14 protein-coding genes are annotated in these 17,397 nt (G+C 67.2%); 4 read left to right on the forward strand and 10 right to left on the reverse strand.

The annotated features are described in order from the left end of the window. Positions 1 to 97: 97 nt before the first annotated feature. Together F0U63_RS13320 and F0U63_RS13325 are read left to right on the forward strand one after the other, a co-directional pair. On the forward strand, positions 98 to 802 hold the full coding sequence (locus tag F0U63_RS13320; RefSeq protein WP_395846268.1) for a DJ-1/PfpI family protein: 705 nt from the start codon (positions 98 to 100) through the stop codon (positions 800 to 802). Positions 803 to 939: 137 nt separating this feature from the next. Next, positions 940 to 3,426, forward strand: a complete 2,487-nt coding sequence (locus F0U63_RS13325) for a glycoside hydrolase family 3 protein (RefSeq protein ID WP_395846269.1) — start codon at positions 940 to 942, stop codon at positions 3,424 to 3,426. A 54-nt stretch (positions 3,427 to 3,480) separates the two neighbouring features. Here the strand turns inward: F0U63_RS13325 and F0U63_RS13330 are convergent, their stop codons facing one another. From F0U63_RS13330 to F0U63_RS13345, 4 genes are all read right to left on the reverse strand, one after another. Then, positions 3,481 to 4,224 (reverse strand): CAP domain-containing protein, encoded by a 744-nt coding sequence (locus F0U63_RS13330; protein ID WP_395846270.1) that lies wholly within the window; start codon positions 4,222 to 4,224, stop codon positions 3,481 to 3,483. A 424-nt stretch (positions 4,225 to 4,648) separates the two neighbouring features. Further along, entirely contained in the window at positions 4,649 to 5,371 is a 723-nt protein-coding gene (locus tag F0U63_RS13335) for an HAD family hydrolase (protein WP_395846271.1), read from the reverse strand. A gap of 35 nt (positions 5,372 to 5,406) precedes the next feature. Continuing rightward, complete coding sequence (locus tag F0U63_RS13340; protein WP_395846272.1) at positions 5,407 to 5,907, reverse strand: hypothetical protein; 501 nt, start codon at positions 5,905 to 5,907, stop codon at positions 5,407 to 5,409. Between the two features lie 117 nt (positions 5,908 to 6,024). After that, positions 6,025 to 6,480 (reverse strand): DUF4265 domain-containing protein, encoded by a 456-nt coding sequence (locus tag F0U63_RS13345; protein WP_395846273.1) that lies wholly within the window; start codon positions 6,478 to 6,480, stop codon positions 6,025 to 6,027. Between the two features lie 741 nt (positions 6,481 to 7,221). Between F0U63_RS13345 and F0U63_RS13350 the strand changes: the two genes are divergently transcribed. Continuing rightward, positions 7,222 to 7,815, forward strand: a complete 594-nt coding sequence (locus F0U63_RS13350) for a DUF6310 domain-containing protein (RefSeq protein ID WP_395846274.1) — start codon at positions 7,222 to 7,224, stop codon at positions 7,813 to 7,815. Position 7,816: 1 nt separating this feature from the next. Further along, positions 7,817 to 8,575: a DUF5953 family protein gene (locus tag F0U63_RS13355; protein ID WP_395846275.1), complete on the forward strand. Its 759-nt coding sequence runs from the start codon at positions 7,817 to 7,819 to the stop codon at positions 8,573 to 8,575. Positions 8,576 to 8,598: 23 nt separating this feature from the next. On the opposite strand, the gene F0U63_RS13360 is transcribed toward F0U63_RS13355, so the two are convergent. The 6 genes from F0U63_RS13360 to sppA all read right to left on the reverse strand — a co-directional run bounded on the left by F0U63_RS13360 (position 8,599) and on the right by sppA (position 17,389). Next, on the reverse strand, positions 8,599 to 9,498 hold the full coding sequence (locus tag F0U63_RS13360; RefSeq protein WP_395846276.1) for a DUF2381 family protein: 900 nt from the start codon (positions 9,496 to 9,498) through the stop codon (positions 8,599 to 8,601). Positions 9,499 to 9,522: 24 nt separating this feature from the next. Further along, the gene (locus F0U63_RS13365) at positions 9,523 to 11,259 is read right to left on the reverse strand and encodes a serine/threonine protein kinase (protein ID WP_395846277.1); all 1,737 of its coding nucleotides are present in this window, start codon (positions 11,257 to 11,259) and stop codon (positions 9,523 to 9,525) included. A 102-nt stretch (positions 11,260 to 11,361) separates the two neighbouring features. After that, positions 11,362 to 12,528 (reverse strand): alpha/beta fold hydrolase, encoded by a 1,167-nt coding sequence (locus F0U63_RS13370; protein WP_395846278.1) that lies wholly within the window; start codon positions 12,526 to 12,528, stop codon positions 11,362 to 11,364. Between the two features lie 100 nt (positions 12,529 to 12,628). Further along, positions 12,629 to 12,817, reverse strand: a complete 189-nt coding sequence (locus tag F0U63_RS13375; protein ID WP_395846279.1) for a hypothetical protein — start codon at positions 12,815 to 12,817, stop codon at positions 12,629 to 12,631. Between the two features lie 303 nt (positions 12,818 to 13,120). Continuing rightward, entirely contained in the window at positions 13,121 to 14,647 is a 1,527-nt protein-coding gene (rho, locus tag F0U63_RS13380; RefSeq protein WP_395846280.1) for a transcription termination factor Rho, read from the reverse strand. Positions 14,648 to 14,905: 258 nt separating this feature from the next. Further along, positions 14,906 to 17,389 carry a signal peptide peptidase SppA gene (gene sppA, locus F0U63_RS13385; RefSeq protein ID WP_395846281.1) on the reverse strand — a complete coding sequence of 828 codons (2,484 nt, stop codon included), beginning with the start codon at positions 17,387 to 17,389 and terminating at the stop codon, positions 14,906 to 14,908. Positions 17,390 to 17,397 lie beyond the last annotated feature (8 nt).

Here is a 17,397-nt window from a genome sequence, read left to right on the forward strand (position 1 = left end):
ACGGATGATGGTCGAGCGTAAGAGGGCAAGCAACTCCGCCAGACTGGGGAGCGGGGAGCGCACATTCGCGGTACGCGAGCGACGCATGGAGGCTGGGATGTTGGTGAATTTCGCTTTGTTCGAAGGGGTCACCCAACTGGACCTGACCGGGCCGTATGAGGTGTTGGCACGGGCGCCAGGTTTTCACTGCGAGCTGGTGGCGAAGCAGTCCAGTCCGGTTCGCTCGGATCGCGGCCTCCTGCTGGTGCCGACCCGGACGCTCGCCGAGGCAGCGCCTTGCGAGCTTCTGGTCGTTCCCGGAGGTCCAGGGACCGATGCCGCATTGGGTGATCCGCAGTGGGTGGACTTCATCCGCTCACAGGCGGTTCAGGCCCGCTGGGTCTTTGGCATCTGTACGGGAGCGTTGCTGCTGGGCGCGGCGGGCCTGCTGAAGGGCAGGAAAGCCTCCTCTCACTGGCTCGCGCGCGACTTGCTCGCACATTTCGGCGCCACACCGGTGAACGATCGTACGACCGTCGATGGCAAGTACTTTACGTCCGGAGGAGTGACAGCAGGGATCGACATGGCGTTGCGTGTCGTTGCCAGCGTGCTGGATCAGGAGGCCGCCGAGCAGATCCAGTTGCAGATCGAGTATGACCCCGAGCCGCCTTTCGTTGGTGGAACGCCATTCACGGCGCGCCCCGAGATCATCGACCGCTGCACCAGGGCGGGTGCCGAACGACGCGCCATCCGAGAGGCCGCCGTGCGGGAAGCGGCGTCACGGCTCGCCAGCGACGGGAGTGCACGAGGCTCGTCACGTTGAATCGCATGGCTTCGTTGCTGTCTTGACTGTTCCTGTCCCTTGAGAAGATCCGGACCGGCGGAAAGCTACCGCCAGACGGAACAGCCGGTTTCAACGGGTATCGATCCCCCACGCCTCTTTGTTTTATGAGGCCGGGCATGACGACGATCCCCCTGCGAACGACGACCGCCCAGTCTCCGGCCGAAATACCCACGCCTCCGCGAGCCACGGCCCACCCCGCGCTCTGGCCCCAGGCGCGCAGCCCCGAGGCCCTGACCGACGCCCAGACCGAGGCGCGCATCGAGTCCCTGCTGGCCCGGCTCAGCCTCGAGGAGAAGGTCGGCCAGGTGATCCAGGCCGACATCGGCTCGATCAAGGCGGAGGATCTGCGCACCTATCCGCTGGGTTCCATCCTCGCGGGTGGCAACTCCGGCCCGAACAACGACGATCGCGCCCCCGCCGTCGAGTGGCTGAAACTCTCCCGTGACTTCCGCGCGATTTCCCTCGAGGAGCGTCCGGGCCACACGCCCATCCCCATCATCTTCGGCGTGGACGCCGTGCACGGGAACAACAACATCCCCGGTGCCACCCTCTTTCCGCACAACATCGCCCTGGGCGCGATTCGGGATCCAGAGCTGATCCGGCGCATCGGCGAGGTCACTGCGCTGGAGAGCGCCGTCACCGGCATCGACTGGACCTTCGGCCCCACGCTGGCCGTACCTCGCGATGACCGCTGGGGCCGCACCTACGAGGGCTATTCCGAGGACCCCGAGGTGGTGGCGAGCTACGCGGGCCCGATGACGCTGGGGCTTCAGGGCGAGCTGCGTCCGGGTCAGCCGCTGGCACAGGGCCGCATCGCCGGCTCGGCCAAGCACTTCCTCGCCGACGGCGGCACCACGGCGGGCAAGGACCAGGGCGATGCGGAGATCAGCGAGGAGGAGCTCGTGCGCCTCCACGCCGCGGGCTATCCCCCGGCGATCAACGCCGGCATCCTGTCGGTGATGGCCTCCTTCTCCAGCTGGAACGGGGTCAAGCACACCGGCAACAAGACGCTGCTGACGGATGTGCTCAAGGAGCGGATGGGCTTCAGCGGCTTCGTCGTGGGTGACTGGAACGCCCACGGCCAGCTGCCCGGCGCCACCAACGACAACTGCCCGCAGGCGCTCATCGCCGGGCTCGACATGTACATGGCCCCCGATAGCTGGAAGGGACTGTTCCACAACACGCTCGCCCAGGTGCGCGCCGGAGAGATCCCCATGGCGCGCCTGGAGGATGCCGTGCGCCGCATCCTCCGCGCCAAGTTCAAGGCCGGGCTGTTCAACCCGGAGCGCCCGCTGGAGGGCCGGTTGGAGCTGCTCGGCGCCCCCGAGCACCGGGCCGTCGCTCGCGAGGCCGTGGCCCGATCGCTCGTCCTGTTGAAGAACGAGGGCGTGCTGCCGCTCAAGTCGACCGCCCGCGTCCTCGTGGCGGGAGATGCCGCCGACGACATCGGCAAGCAGTGCGGAGGCTGGACCCTGAGCTGGCAGGGCACGGGCAACACGAACAGTGACTTCCCGAACGCGCATTCCATCTACGCGGGCATCCGCGACGCGGTGGCGGCCGGTGGCGGCAGCGCCGAGCTGAGCGTGGACGGCTCGTTCACGAAGAAGCCGGATGTGGCCATCGTGGTCTTCGGCGAGAACCCCTACGCCGAGTTCCAGGGCGACATCGCCACGGTCGAGTACCAGCCGGGAAACAAGACCGACCTGGCCCTGCTCAAGAAGCTCAAGGCCCAGGGCATCCCCGTGGTGTCCGTGTTCCTGTCGGGACGGCCGCTGTGGGTGAACCCGGAGCTCAACGCCTCGGATGCCTTCGTGGCCGCGTGGCTGCCCGGCACCCAGGGAGAGGGCGTGGCGGATGTCCTGGTGGGCGACGCGAACGGCAAGCCCCGGCGCGACTTCACCGGCAAGCTGTCCTTCTCCTGGCCCAGGAAGGCCATGCAGGCGTCGGTGAACCGGGGCGACGCGAACTACGATCCGCAGTTCCCCTATGGCCATGGCCTCTCCTACGCCCAACCCGCCCGGGTGGAGATGCTGTCGGAGGATCCAGGACCGACGGTCGCCGCCACCAGCACGGCGCTGTTCTTTGGCTCGGGCAAGGTGGCTGAACCCTGGTCGCTGGTGCTGTCGGACACGGGCGGCTCGAGCCCCGCGTTGAAGGCCAACGGGGACAGCCCCCAGCGCGTGCTCTCGGTCCGGGTGGTGGACGCGGGAGCCCAGGAGAATGGCCGGACCCTGACCTGGTCGGGGACACAGCAGGCCACCGTGGCCATCACCGGTCCGGCCGTGGACCTCAGCCGTCAGACCACGGGCGACATGGCGGTCGCCCTTCGTTACCGCCTCGACCGCGCACCGGCGGCACCGGTGAAGCTGACGCTGACGAGTGGCGAGCGTCCGGTCTCTCTCGACATCACTCGGCTGCTGACGACCCTGGGCTCGGCGACGGAGTTCCGCATGCTCAAGGTGAAGCTCAGCAGCTTCCGCGACGCGGGCGCGAACATGTCGTCGGTGACGTCTCCGCTCGCCCTGACGACTTCGGGGGAGCTGACCCTGACCGTCACCGACCTGTGCCTGGCCACCAACGACGGCGACGCGGTCATCGCCTGAGGTCCGCGGCCTGAACGGGCACCGGTTTCGCCACCGGTGCCCGAGCAAGCTCCGCTAGGGGCAGTTCACCGGCTGCACGGTGTAGCGGATGGGGTTGGTCAGTCCCGGCGCGGTGATGGTCACCGCATAGGTATGGCCCGCCTGCGTGGTCCAGCCCTGTGGGTTGAAGCGGATGGCGTAGGCGGAGCCGTAGTTGGCGAGCAACTGCGTCACGGTGACCGGAGCGGGCTGCCCGTTGTCCGTGACCGTGACCTGCGCGTTCGTGAGGTTGGCGCTGGACGCGTAGGTCTGCACGGACCACCCGGTGACATCGACCGAGGTCTTCCCGGGGATGTGGATGGCGCCGAGGGGGACGGGGCCCGGCGGGGGCCAGGCGGTCCAGGCGCGGTTGGCGCTCCCGCTGCCGCCAATGACCCAGTGGCAGGAGCCTCCGGTCGTTCCTCCAATGCCCACTCCGCCGAGCTGATTGGAGAGGAACCAGCGGCGATGGCCGAGCGTGGTCGCGTTGCCGGAGTCCGACATGTACAGGTCGATGCAGCCCACGGCCCGGCCCGAGCAGATGTTGCTCTTGCCCGCGGCCTCCGCGCCACCGGAGCTGTAGCAGCTCCAACTGCTGGGCGGGCTGTGATTCAGGCTGTTGTTGGCGTCCATCATGAGCGCGCACTCCTGGGCCTTCTGATTGCGCGTCGCATCGGTGGTCACCGCGGGCAGCTCGGCGAGGAAGCGGTAGAGGTTGATGAGCCGCAGCGAGTTGGCGCGGGCGCTCGCCCCCAGGTCTCCCGCGACGCAGCCGTTCACGGCTCCGCTCCAGGTGCCTTCGGAGAGGTCCGCGCGGTCACACTTCCAGCGCAGACACACCTGGGTGGCGCGATCGCCGGTGATATTCGAGCAGGAGGGGGGAGACCCTGCGTCCGGAGTCCCCGCGTCCGTCCTCGAATCCGGAGTCCCCGCGTCCGTCCCCGCATCCAGAAGCTCCGTGCCTGACCCCGCCTCTCCGGGCGCGCTGACTCCGCTGCCCAACTCGTCGCCTTCTCGAACTTCCCCCACGCAGGCGGAGGCCTGCACTGCGGTGGCGGCGACGAGGCACAACATCCGGAAGGATCTCAGTCTTGGAAGGTGGCGCATGGTGTCAGGATATCGAGATCGAGCCTGACGGACGAGGAGGAAGGCAAGAGGTCCGCGAAAGGTCGCGACTGGGTGAGTGCCCGCCACACTTCTCATTTTATGAAAGAGGGCACCTGCCGCGCATCTCGAGCCACTGCAGGAACTCCGCCAGGTCCTCCACATGGAACGACGCGGATGGCGCGGCCGGTTTCCGCCCTCGCAGGATTTGTACGGTCGGGATTCCCAGTTTGTTCCCGGCGTCTATCTCCGAATGGGGGTTGTCTCCCAGAACCACGGCCTCCTCTGGCTTCAATCGATGGGCCTCGAGGAACTCGCGGAAGATCGCCTGCTTCCCTTTGCGCCCGGGTTCGTCGAGGGCATCGACGATGATGTGGTCGAAGTAACGAGCAATCCCAAGACACTCGATCTTGCTCTCTTGCAGGTGCCGGAATCCCGTCGTGACGAGGATGCGCAGCCCGGGAATCCGCCCGATGAGCTGAATATCAGGATAGGGCCTCAGCTCGCAGCTCAAGCGGAAGCCTGTGAACACACCTCCGAGCCTGGCCAGGACTTCCGCCGAGAGACCATGGAGCCTGGCGACCTCGTCGAGAGGACGATCCCGTATCGTGTTCAGGACATCGGGGATCCGCACTGCCTTCAATTCACCGCAACCCTCGAGAATTTCCCGCAGCGCGGTGAGCAGTGGTCTGGCTGCTTCTTCGGGAACGCTCCGTGCCGAATACAGCGTATCGTCCAGGTCATAGAACACTGCTTTCAACATGGGGTCGGCTCCGCTGTCCTTGACGGCGGAGAGGGTGTCAAGGGACTCGAGCCTCGACACCCTCTCGAGCGAGCTGGGCGGATGCAATCGCGGGACTACTCGGCCTGCGAGCACCCATTCAAATCCACATCGCTGTACACGCCCTTGTTGAACATATAGGCTTCAATGAATTCATAGTGACGGTTCACGAGCTGGTTGATATACAATTCGAGCCCCTCGGAGGGCGTCCCCTTGACACCCAGGGCCACGACCTCGAAGGAGAAGTCACCGGTTTGTGGACTGTTCGCCACGGAAACCAGCCCATAGGTGAAGTGACAGCCCCCCACGACATTCGACCCAGACACGCGCACACGCGAGCCATCCGGACACGCCGCGGGCATGTATCCCGCCGCGAGCAACTCCGTCAGGTTGACCGCGTAGGCATTCTTCTGCGCGAGGATGGACTGTTGCTTCTCGACCATCGCTTTCAACTCATGAATGGCCTCGCATTCGAGGCTCCCGGTGTTGAACGAGGGGTCCTCCGCCAGCGCGGGGAGCGCCCACGAGAAGGACAAACCGACGGCCACGGAGAACGAGCGCATTGTACGACTTCGCATGGAGTTCCTCCCTTTTTGCTCGCTAGGGTATTACTGCCATCCCCGCGACGCTGCCATCCCCCAATCTCGCGAGGCGGCTCTCCCCCAATCGAGGGAGGAGGAGAGGAACCCAGACGGTCAGGAGCGTGCCAGGCAGGCCTCTTCGTAGTCCCAGCGGTCCTGCTCACGGCCTGTATTCAACACCCGTTTCAATTCATTCCATGAGACGGAGGGCGGCACATCGATGGCAATCAGACCTCGAAGGTGGCTCTGTTCCGTCGAGCAGCCCAGTTGCTTGAAGGTTTCACGCACCTCGGGAACTTCGTCGTGATTGTACACGACGACACGGAACGTGCTGTGTCCAGAGGGATGGACGACCTCCTTGTAGAGAAGCTGCCCCGTCTCCAGCTCCGCCAAGACGACGTCCTCCACGGCAATGCCCGTCGCGAAGAAGGGAATGTTGTCGAGCTTATAGAGGTTTTCATCCACCTTGATGGCCCAGAGCGTTTCCGCACTGACGGGAGGATATCCATCCTCATCCTGCTCGAGGCGGAAGAGGATCTTGACGTGTTGCGCGGTTGATGCACCTGTCATGGCTGCGCCCTGCGTTCTAATAAAGAGGGGCTGGATACCATCAAGGCGTGGAGCCGTTGCATGCCCGCATCTTGAACGATGGTGACGTGCGCGGACAATGAGGTTCGCCGTTCCCGAGGGAGTCCGAACCCGGCCACTGGCGCCAGGGCCGCTCCCGGGGTGAGGGCCGCCGGGAAGCCCTCCCGTCCCTGCGCCGTGCCGAGTATAAGTCTCGGCGCAACCACCTCTGTGCTACCGCTCCTGTCCGGGCGGGGGTCATATCTGTAGCCAACCTGATGAGCGAGGGCTGTCGTCAAGGGTGCAAGCGATGATCAGACGGAGGACCCTCATCTTCACCCTCTACGCGCCTGTTCCAGCACAGGCCGCCTTCGCCCACTCCACTCGCGTTGGATTGAAAGGATGTCGCCATGTGTTGGCGAGTCTGTAGCTCCCTCCTGCTCCTTCTCACCGCCTGTGCGAGCGTGCCCGCCCCGCCGTCGAGGCCAGGGCCCCACGCCTTCGCGTCGACTCCTACTTCGGGCCCGCGCATCCTGCTCGTTTCCGCGCCGATGGAGCCGGCACCGCAACAGTCGCGCATTGGAAAGGCGGATCTGGACCAAGTCAGGGCGCTGCTTTCCCGGGCCCGCGAGGACCTGGAGCCGCGTCAGTGGGTGCAGTTGGACCGCAAGCTTACCGCGGCGGAAAGGGCCTTCGAGCGCAAGCGAAACCCCTTTAGCGCTCTCCAGGGTGGGGCCGGTGCTCATGGCCCTCGTTCTGCTCTGGCCCTCCAGCACCGCCGGGCCGGAGTCTGACAGCCGCCCGCCCTGGGTCGACGCTCAGCTGGAGTTTGATGCACGGCTGCGGGACGTCTCGGAGTCCTCGCGGCAGCTCATGTCGGAAATTGAAGCTCAGCCCCGTCCGGCGAAAGCAGCGGCCCGGGAGCCCTCGACGCAGAAGCAGCTCGCGTCCGCTCTCGTGGAAGAAGACGACCCAAGATGCAAGCCCATCCCATTGCCGCGCCACCTTGGCGGACATGGCCCGCACAACAAGTGCGCCGACAAAATGCCGAACAACAGTTTTCCCGGCGGGGATGTGTATGTGAATGGGAAGAACTTCGATGCGCTACAGCTAGCCACGCGCACGTTGTGGGACGTCAAAACGGACAATTTCGACAAGCAACCGCTTCGCTCTCAACGGTTCTTTGTCAAGATGAAGCTGCCTGAGCTGAGACGCGAAGCCAAACTCGCCAGGGAATGCGGGTATGACTTCATCGTTGGAGTGCGAAGTGCCGCGCACAAGGCTATGCTGTTCGAAGAAGACCCCACCCTCAAGGTCGTTGTCATGGACTGGTGCTGAAGTGACATCTGCTCAAAAATTCCTCACTATCATCGTCCATGCGCCTGCTCTCATGGCGCATGACGCTCGGCCGATCGCCGTTGTCCATGCAATGGAACGTGCTCTGCCTGGTTTGTTCCTGGGGTGGACGACTTCGGAAAAGGAAGAGCTCATCGAATTACCTCTCCGCGATGAGTGGGTCGCGGCCAACTTGACAAACGAAGGGTTTCCGTTCCTGTGCAACGATGACGATGACCACCTCGTGACGATCGCCGGATTGGAAAACCCAAACGGTCTTGCCGCAGGGAGTCCGCCGCATTTTGAAGTCCATGCGGACATGCCGCTAGACGCAGTCGGTATCGCTGCGGCTGCTGATGTGCTCGAGGGAGTGGCGGAGGGCGCTCGCGCGGTATGGGGGCATGCGACGCCGAGCGGCTATGGAGGGATCGTGGCGCAACAATTTCGCCACCCCGGCGATGAGCCTCGCATTCCACCTCACGGGCTGCCCTCGCTCAATCTCCCCTGGAACAGCTCCACGCCTGAGATTCCACATTTCCTCGGGTGGTTGAACTACTGGTCGGCCGCCGCCGCACGGGCCATCGGCTTCCCGGACCCGGCGCGCGACGCGGAGTTGCTTCCGCGCTCGCGGCGAACCGCGACAGGAGGGTGGGTTGTCCGGCTCACGGATGCGCCGCTCGACCTGGACAACCCCGCGCACCTGGACGCGCTCAAGCGGGCCTACGAGCGCTTCCCGGAGATCGGCGGGCGCTCCATCCCTTGAGGCTTGGCTCGGCTCGTCGTGGATCAGGGCAGGGGGATGTTCTCCATGGTGATGGAGCGCGGTCCTTCTTCGTTCAGCGTCAGTGTCAGCGCCTCGAGCGGAGTTCCCGGCGCGACCCTGGCCTCGACGAAGATGGCGCTCGTCACTCCGGGGTAGATGGCCTGCGGGGGGCCAAAGCGGATACCTTCCAACCGCTGTCCCTGGTTCGCCACGAACAAGGCCTTCTCCACCTTCCAGGGGGCGGTTCCGCTGTTCTTGACGGAGACCTGCACGGCCACGCTGTTGAATGAGCGGAACACCGTCCCATCCAGGATGGTGAGAGAGTTCTCCACGTTCCACGACACATTCACGCTCAACACCCTCGAGACGATCCCCTGGCGACCCAGTTCTCCGTTGAGGAAGACCCTCAACAGTCCGCCAGGTGCGTTCAACTGGCCCTGCAGGGACTGGTTCTCTTCACCCAGTCGCTGATTCTTCGCCCGTTCCTCCTCGATTTCCTGCCAGAGCGAGGCCCGGGAGCGACCGTCATGGAAGACATCGACCTGGTGGGTCACCTGGCCTGGATGCGCGACCAGCATGAAGGTCACCCCGTGCTCGGGCGGATCCTTCTCGAAGCGCACCGAGAGTCTCAGCCGTTCCCCGGGAGCCAGATCCGGGGGTGACACGAAGCTGATGCTGTCCCGTCCCCGGAGCACCCTGCCGAAACGCACTTCCTCTTCCAGATCGACCGAAGCCGGTTGATCAAAGACAAATCCCGTCAGGCTGCCGGGAGCGATACAGATCTCCTGGACTCCCGCGGCGGCCCGTGTGGATAAATCAATGCGTTGTCTATCCACACAGACTGGCCGGGGAGCTGGCATCGGCTCGGGAGTCGCTTGCCGCAGCACCAGGGGCAATAGAAGGTACAGGGGGGCGGGGAGCATGGAAGGCGGAACTCCAGGAGGCTGTCAGTAGTAGAAACGATTCACGGTCTCCACGGCCGGTATGAGGTTGATGATGGCCTTGCCCTTGCTCGGCTGGCTTCCGGGTTCCATCGGCATCCCCGGATGGATCCCCTCCGTGAGGCGCATACAGATGGGCAGGACTTCTCCCGTGCCAAGGATGAGTTGGGTGAAATGGCCATGAATCCGGTTGTCCTTGAAGTAGAGCTCCCCGTAGAGCTTCGTCTGATCCGGGATGCCCTTCCAGTCCCCGTGGACCTGGGCGGTGGTGAAGGGTCCTTCCTGGACGGTGAGTCTCTCGATGCGTGACTTTCTGGATTCCTCCAACGGGATGAGGATCACCGTATGCCAGCTAGGCCATACGACGCCGAAGCGCTTGAGTGTCTCCTGATGGCCCGTAGGGCACTCGGGGGGGGGACGGGGACGGGGGGGCGGCACGCTCGCGCAGCCCGCGCCCACACACGCGGCGGAGACCAGGGTGGACTTGAGCAGGGAATGGCCCGGAGAGGGTTTTCGCATCGGTTCTTCCTCGCGGTGTGTCGAGTGGACGGGCGCGGGAGGTGGTGACTCCAGAAGTTCCGCGCGTGGACCAACTTCGGCCGTCTTCGGGATGTCTGCCAATTCCTGGCGGAACCCGGCGTCTCGTGGCGGGAGGGAGGCAGGCAACCCAGCACGTGGGGTCGTGGCCCTCGTCTCCGAGGGAGTCGGCGGAGGGCCCGGCAGGAGGACCAGCGCCGCGAACAGGCTCAGGAGCAGGGCGCGGCTCTCCCCGGGCGTGGCCGGGGGCACGGGCGCCGCCAGGGGCTGGGGAGGCTCGGAAACGGCTCGCACCGGCTCCTCGGCGAAGAGCGGAACCCGCCAGGTGCCGTCGGCCTGGGCGAGGGCCTCGTCCACGGCGCGCGCGAGCGCCTGGGCGTCGGCGTACCGGGCCTCGGGTGCCTTCTCCAGCATGCGCAGGCACAGCTCCCCCAGGACCCGGGGGACGCGGGGATTGCGCACGTGGGGCGCCTCCGGCGTGTGCTCGAGGATGGTGCGCGTCAGGGGGCCATGCCGGTCTCCGAAGGGCAGGGTGCGCGTGAGCAGGACATAGAGGGTGACTCCCAGGGCCCACCAATCATCCGCGGGCTGGGAGTCGTAGCGCTCTCCTTCCCATTCCCGGGCGAAGCGCACGATCTCCGGGCTGCGGTACTCGGGGGTGCCCGGCGGCAGCCGCATCGTCAGGCGCGGGGCGCCCTCGTACCGGGCCGAGCCGAAGTCCACCAGCACCGGCCGCCCGTCCTCCCGGCGCATGAGGATGTTGGCCTCCTTCACGTCCCGGTGCACCACCCCCGCCGCATGCACCTGCCCCAGGGCTTCCACCACGGGACGCAGCACCTGCCGCGTCAGTTGCTCCGCGGTGCACCGGTTCTCCCGCGCCCAGACGTCCAGCGCCGCGCCGTCCACCCACTCCAGGGCGAGCACCAGGAAGCTCGGCTTGTCCTCGGGCCATTGGCCATAGCCGAGCAGTCCCACCACCGAGGTGTGCCGTACCCGGCGCAGCGCATCCACCTCGCGCTCGCCCCACATCCCCATGGGCACCAGCTTGAGGGCGAAGCGCCTGCCGCCGCGCTCGGCCCGGTACACGCTGCCCGAGCTGCCCTTGGCCAGACACTCCTGGAGGGTGAACCCCGCCACCTGGGTGCCCGGAACGGGCTCGTTCCCCCTCCGTCCGCCCCCATCCTGTTCTCCGCGTTCGCCGGACATCCCACCTGACCTCCGAAGGCCGCGGAGGCTACCAGTGAGATGATCACATTCCCTGGACCCATCAGGTAGGCAGTCGTGGGGCCGACCCCATCGGAGCGCAGACTACTTGCCGGTCCCGCGCTCCACGGCCTCGACATGTCCCAGGAGCGCCGCCGCGAGCGAGGGCACGAGGACACGGGGAAGCGCATGGCCCATGCCCTCGAGCGTCACGAGCGTCGAGTGGGGCAGGTTCCCCGCGAGGTGCCGCGCGTTGGGCGCGGGGTTGATGGGATCCTCCGGGGTGGCGATGACGAGCGTGGGCACGGTGACGTGGGCCAGCTGTGCGCCGCGCTCCAGTCCGGCGGTGCCGGCGCGCGCGTGGGCGCCCGGATTGTCGTGCCGGCCGGCGTGGCGGATGATGCGGCGCTCGAGCGCGCGGTACTCCTCCGCGTCGAAGGGCAGCACCCGTCCGTGGAGCCTCCGCCAGTTCTCCACCCGCCAGTCGAGCTCCGCCTCGAGGTCGCGCGGCTCGAACATGTGGCTCCAGAACTCGAGCAGTCCCTCGTCGATGGGGGCGGGCGCCGTGCCGTCCTCGAGCGCGGGCGTGCCACTGAGGGCGGGGATGCCGAAGACGGTCGCGCTGAGCAGCCGCTGGGGATGATCGAGCAGCAGCAGTTGTACGAGCAGGCCACCCAGCGACATGCCCACGACGTGCGCCCGGGAGATGCCGAGCGCATCGAGCACGGCCACGGCGTCCTCGGCCAGCCGGGTGATGGGATAGGGCTTCGTGTCGAAGGCCCAGGTGGAGGCTCCGGTGTCTCGGTGGTCATAGCGGATGACCCGGTGCCGCTTGGACAGCAGCGCCATGAGCTCGTCCGGCCAAGCCAGGCCCGAGGCATTGGCTCCCATGATGAGCAGGATGGCGGGAGCCTCCTCCGGGCCCCAGGTCTCGACCCAGAGGGAGACACCGTCGGCGACCTCGACGAAGCGTTGCGTGGCGGGACGCTGGTCCAACTCCTGGGGAGACAGGGTGCGCACGAGCCTCCAGGTGTCCGTGTCCTGCCGGGCGACAACATGAGTGTTCCCCGCCACGCTGACCAGCATTCCGGAGCGAGGCTGGGTCAGTGCGCTCAACCATCGTTGGGCTTCGTCCATGGTCGAGAATTCCTGCTCGACATGGATGACGTCGGCGGCGGGCTGATCGCATGTCTCGAGATGTTTTCGGAACTCGTCGAGTTCATTCCGTGTGTAGATGAAGTGAAGTGCCCGGGCCGCCAGCTCGATGGACATATTTTCCTCGGAGGAGGCCGGAAACCCTTGAGCAACTCTTCCCAGAGACTCCAATACATTCTCGAGTTCGAAGTTCGCGCGGTTCCCCATGGTCGTCTCCTCAAAGTGCCAGCAGTGGTACCAGGGCAAGTCCACCTGTTTCCACCGCGACGATGACCATGGCGGCTCCCGCGACAACGATCACGGTTCCCGTGAGGATTTCGTCCTGGTGGTCGGACAGCCAGCTCCGAGCTTCCTGCATCGTTGGAAATCGAAGGGCGCTGGTGTTTGGATCTTTCAGGCACTTCATGTACTCATCGAGGCACTTCTTGTTACAGAACTGGTAATGATCCGCCTTGCCTCGTTGGTATGGGTAGGGGGGCTTTCTGTTCCAGCATGCCGAAAAGCACGCGATCTGCTCCGCGTCACAATCCCGTGTACGTCCAGCCGCCAGCCGAATGTGGCTTTCTGGAGGACTCGAGTGGCTTCCTGGTTCGAAGACCGCATCCAGGAACACCAAGGGCCCGCCCCCGTCAGGTGATGACGTGAAGCGGGCCCTCGGGCTGACGCGCTCCGCCCCGGGGGGCGGAGGCGGCTCAATCCCTCACGACGCTCACAACTCCTCGAGGAACTCGTCGTTGTAGGTGTAGCGGCTGAGCCGCTTGACGAGCGCCTCCATGGCCTCCACGGGCTTCACCGCGAAGAGCATCTGGCGCATCTTCTTCACCTTCTCGTATTCCTTGTGGCCGAAGAGCTTCTCTTCCTTGCGCGTGCCCGACTGGCCGATGTTGACCGCCGGGAAGATGCGCTTCTCCGCGAGGAACCGGTCCAGGGTGACTTCGGAGTTACCCGTGCCCTTGAACTCCTCGAAGATGACCTCGTCCATGCGGCTGCCGGTGTCGATGAGCGCCGTGCCCACGATGGTGAGGCTGCCCGCCTCCTCGGTGGCGCGCGCCGCGCCGAAGATGCGCTTGGGGCGCTCCAGCGCGCGGCTGTCCACGCCGCCCGACAGCGTGCGTCCCGAGTTGTCCACTTCCTTGTTGTAGGCGCGCGCCAGCCGGGTGATGGAGTCCAGGAGGATCATCACGTCCTTGCCTCCCTCCACCAGGCGCCGCGCCCGCTCCAGCGCCAGCTCGGCGATCTTCAGGTGATCGCCCGTGGGCCGGTCCGAGCTGGACGCCAGCACCTCGGCCTTGATGTTGCGGCGCATGTCCGTCACCTCCTCGGGGCGCTCGTCGATGAGCAGCACCATGAGGTGGATCTCCGGATGGTTGGCCACCACCGCCTGGGCAATGCGCTGCAGCATGATGGTCTTGCCCGTCTTGGGCGGCGCCACGATGAGCGCGCGCTGCCCCTTGCCAATGGGCGAGACCAGGTCCAACACCCGCGTCACCATCTCCCGATGGCCGTTCTCCAGCTTGATGCGCTCGGAGGGATCCACGGACGTGAGGTCGGCGAAGTGCGGCAGGCGGCTCATCAGATCCAACGGTCGGCCATCCGCCTGCTCCACGCGCTGGACGATGCCCTTGTTGCCCTTCATCTGGGCGAAGGCATTGAGGTACTGCCCCGGGCGCAAGCGCAGCTTCTGCACCAGGTTCTTGGGAATCTCCGCGTCATCCGGAGAGGGCAACAGGTTGCGCTTGAGCTGGCGCAGGTAGGCGTTGGGCCCCTTGGCCTCGGTGTCGAGCACCCCTTCCACCGGGGCGAGCGAGGGCTGGGCGGACACCGGCGGGGGCCGCTGCTGCCGCTCCCCGTGGTGCTGCTGCGGGGCGTGCTGGGGCGCCTGCTGTCCGTGGTGCTGCTGGCCCTGCTGTTGCTGCTGCGCCAGGCGCTGCTGGTACTGCTGCAGCTCCTGCGGCGTGAGGAACACCTGCTGGGGCTGGCCGTCCGGACCGGGCACCATGCGGTAGGCCTGTCCTTCGGGGGTGAAGAGCACCTGGGCTCCCCGGCGGCGGCGGCGGCGACGGCGGCGGCGGCCTCCCGGTCCGGGCGCGGCGGGCTGTCCAGGCGAGGCCGAGCCCTCGCCTTCATCGGGTCCCTCGTCGCCCTCGTCATCACCGTCATCCACGTCCGGCGCGTCGGCGCGGGCGGCCATGGGGGAGGGGAGCTCGGAGGGATCGCGGTTATCGGTTTCGCTCATGGTCTACTGGGGTGAGGTGCGTTCCTGAGGAGGAGTCCCCGGCGGAAGCCCTCGAGGTGCAGCGGGCTGTGGGACAGGAGCCCACCGCGGGGTCCTCGGGGACGACCTCGCGCGTCTGGCGCGAACCACCCGATGACCGAACCGCTGGCTCCTGGAGCGTCCCGGCGGCCTGGGCCTACCGGGAAGCGCGAGGTGATATTACCAAAGGACACACCGGAAGCCGGGAGAATTTCGTCTTCCGGTGTCGTCCTGTCGACGTCAGCGCACGCTGAGAGTGTAGGGCTGGACCGCCTTGAGTCCGGGTTCCAGCATCCACGGGGACTCCAGGCCCGCCTCCCGTAGGAACGCCTGCACGGTGGGCGGGAGGAGGGGCTCGGGGGCGGGCCGCAGCAAGGCGCTCACGCCGGGCTCGCCGCCCGGGGTGGAGAAGAAGCCCCGCGCGTCCCCCATCACCTTGAGGTCCACCTCCTCGTCGGCGGGCACCCCGGCCCGCTTGCGCGCCGCCTCCACCGCCTCCATCAGGCCCCCCAGCTGGTCCACCAGGCCCCGCTCGCGCGCCGCCACGCCCGTCCACACCCGCCCCCGGGCAATGGTGTCCACCCGGGCCTTGTCCAGTTTGCGGGACTGCGACACCTGGGTGATGAAGTCGTCATAGGCCGAGTCCACCCAGGCCTGCATGGCCTTCTGCTCCGGCTCCGTCCAGGGCCTCCACAGGTTCACCAGGTCCGGCATGGGGGCGCGGCCGATGGTCTCCGTGCTCACGCCGAGCTTGTCGCCCAGCAGGCCGCGCAGCGCGGGCTTGAGGAAGAAGACGCCAATGCTGCCCGTCAGCGTGGTGGGCAGGGCCCACACCTCGTCCGCGCCCATGGCCGCGTAGTAGCCCCCCGAGGCCGCCACGTCGCCCATGGAGGCGATGACGGGCTTGTGCTTCCTGGCCTCGAGCACGGCGCGGTACATCAGGTCCGAGGCCAGCACCTCGCCGCCTCCCGAGTCCACGCGCACGACGATGGCCGCCACGGACGGATCGTGCTGGGCGCGCTCCAGGGCGAGCACCACCGTCTCCGCGCCCACGGACAGCTCGCCGCCCAGCGGCGACTGGCGGCTCTTGCCCCCGACGATGGTGCCCAGCACCGGCACCACCGCGATGCGCCGCCTCGGGCTCCAGCGCTCGTCCCGCTCGTCGCGCGGCGAGTAGCGGGCGTCATAGCGGGCGCCGGGCACCAGTGCCTCCAGCCGGGTGTCGAACTCCTCGGGCGTCAGCACCCCATCCACCAGCCCCAGCTCCTTCGCCCGGTTCGCCGTGAGGATGCCCTCGCTCCACGCCTCCCGGAGGCGCTCGGGCGTCAGGCGGCGCGCCTTCGTCACCCGCTCCACGTCGTGGGCCGTCTGCGTGTCCAGGTAGGCCTCGAGCGTCTCGCGCTGCGCGGGGCTCAGGTCGCGCCGGGTGAGCTGCTCGGGCGCCGTCTTGTAGTCGCCCACCCGCGCCACGTCCCAGCTCACCCCCAGCTTCTCCATCGTCCCTCCCAGGTACGTCACCTGGGCCGACAGGCCGTTGACGAGCAGCGAGGAGGCGGACAGGGCATACACCTCGTCCGCGGCCGAGCCCACCAGGTAGGCCTTGTCATCCACCTGGTACAGCACCGCCATCACCCGCTTGCCCGCCGCGCGCAGCCGGAGGATGGCCTGGTGCAGCTCGTCCGCCTTGCCCCAGTCCACACCGGGCAGGCCCGCCACCTTGAGCACCACGCCCCGCAGCCGCTCGTCCCGCGTGGCCCCGTCGAGCCAGCGCATCAACTCCAGGTAGGGATCGCTCCCCACGCCGCCGAGCAGCGCGCCGAGCCCACCGCGCGCCACCAGCCGATCATCCAGGTCCAACAGCGCCACCGTGCCCCCGCCGAGCCGCGGCGCCGGGTACTTCTGTCCCGACAGGCGCACCGCCACCACGTGGTCCGCTCCGCCGTTCGTGGCGCCGCCGGCCGCGTAGGTGAGGCCCCAGTGCGCGCTGTCCAGGGTGGCCGACAGTTGCAGGGCGAGCGGACCCGCCGGGCCCAGCCCATGGGACACGCCCGCGCCCAGGCTCACGCCCGGAATCACCGTGGCGCGCGCCGTATAGGAGAGCTGTCCCGTGCTCCAGTGGCCCTCGGTGGCCGCGTAGTCCACGCCCAGCGTCACGCGCTCGCCCAGGGGCCGCACCCCCACGGCGAGGTTGTAGACGCGCGGCAGGAGGAAGCCGCCCTGCCGGGGCGCGTTCACGTCCCGCACCACCGCGCCCACGGACACGTGGCGCGAGGGGCGCAGCGTGAGGCCGAGATCGAAGCCGGACAGCCGGGAGAGCGTGGCGTCCGCCGAGGAGATGTCGTGGTAGCCCACCCCGAGTGACAGCGCCCCCGCGCCAAGCGCCAGACCGAAGGACGTCTTGCGGTAGTCGGGCAGCCCGCGGCCCCGCATCCACTCGAGGCTGAAGCCCGCTCCCAGGCCTCCGCCGAGCGACGTGCCCAGGAAGAGCCCATCCCCCACCTGGTCGCTCGCGAGGTTGCGCTCGTGCAGGTATGTGAGCTGCCCGGGCCCCACCAGGCGCAGGCTGGCGGGGTTGAGGGCCAGCGCCGTGGCCTCGTCCACCAGCGCGGCGGACGTGGGTGGCAGCGTCACCCCGCGGGGCGGCACGGCGGGCTGGAGGATGAGCCCCGTCTGGGCGAGCACGAGGCTGGGACACAGCAGCGACAAGGCGGAGAGGGCTCGCATGGCCCACG

Source organism: Cystobacter fuscus (assembly GCF_044360685.1).
In the GTDB taxonomy this organism is placed as follows: domain Bacteria; phylum Myxococcota; class Myxococcia; order Myxococcales; family Myxococcaceae; genus Cystobacter; species Cystobacter fuscus_C.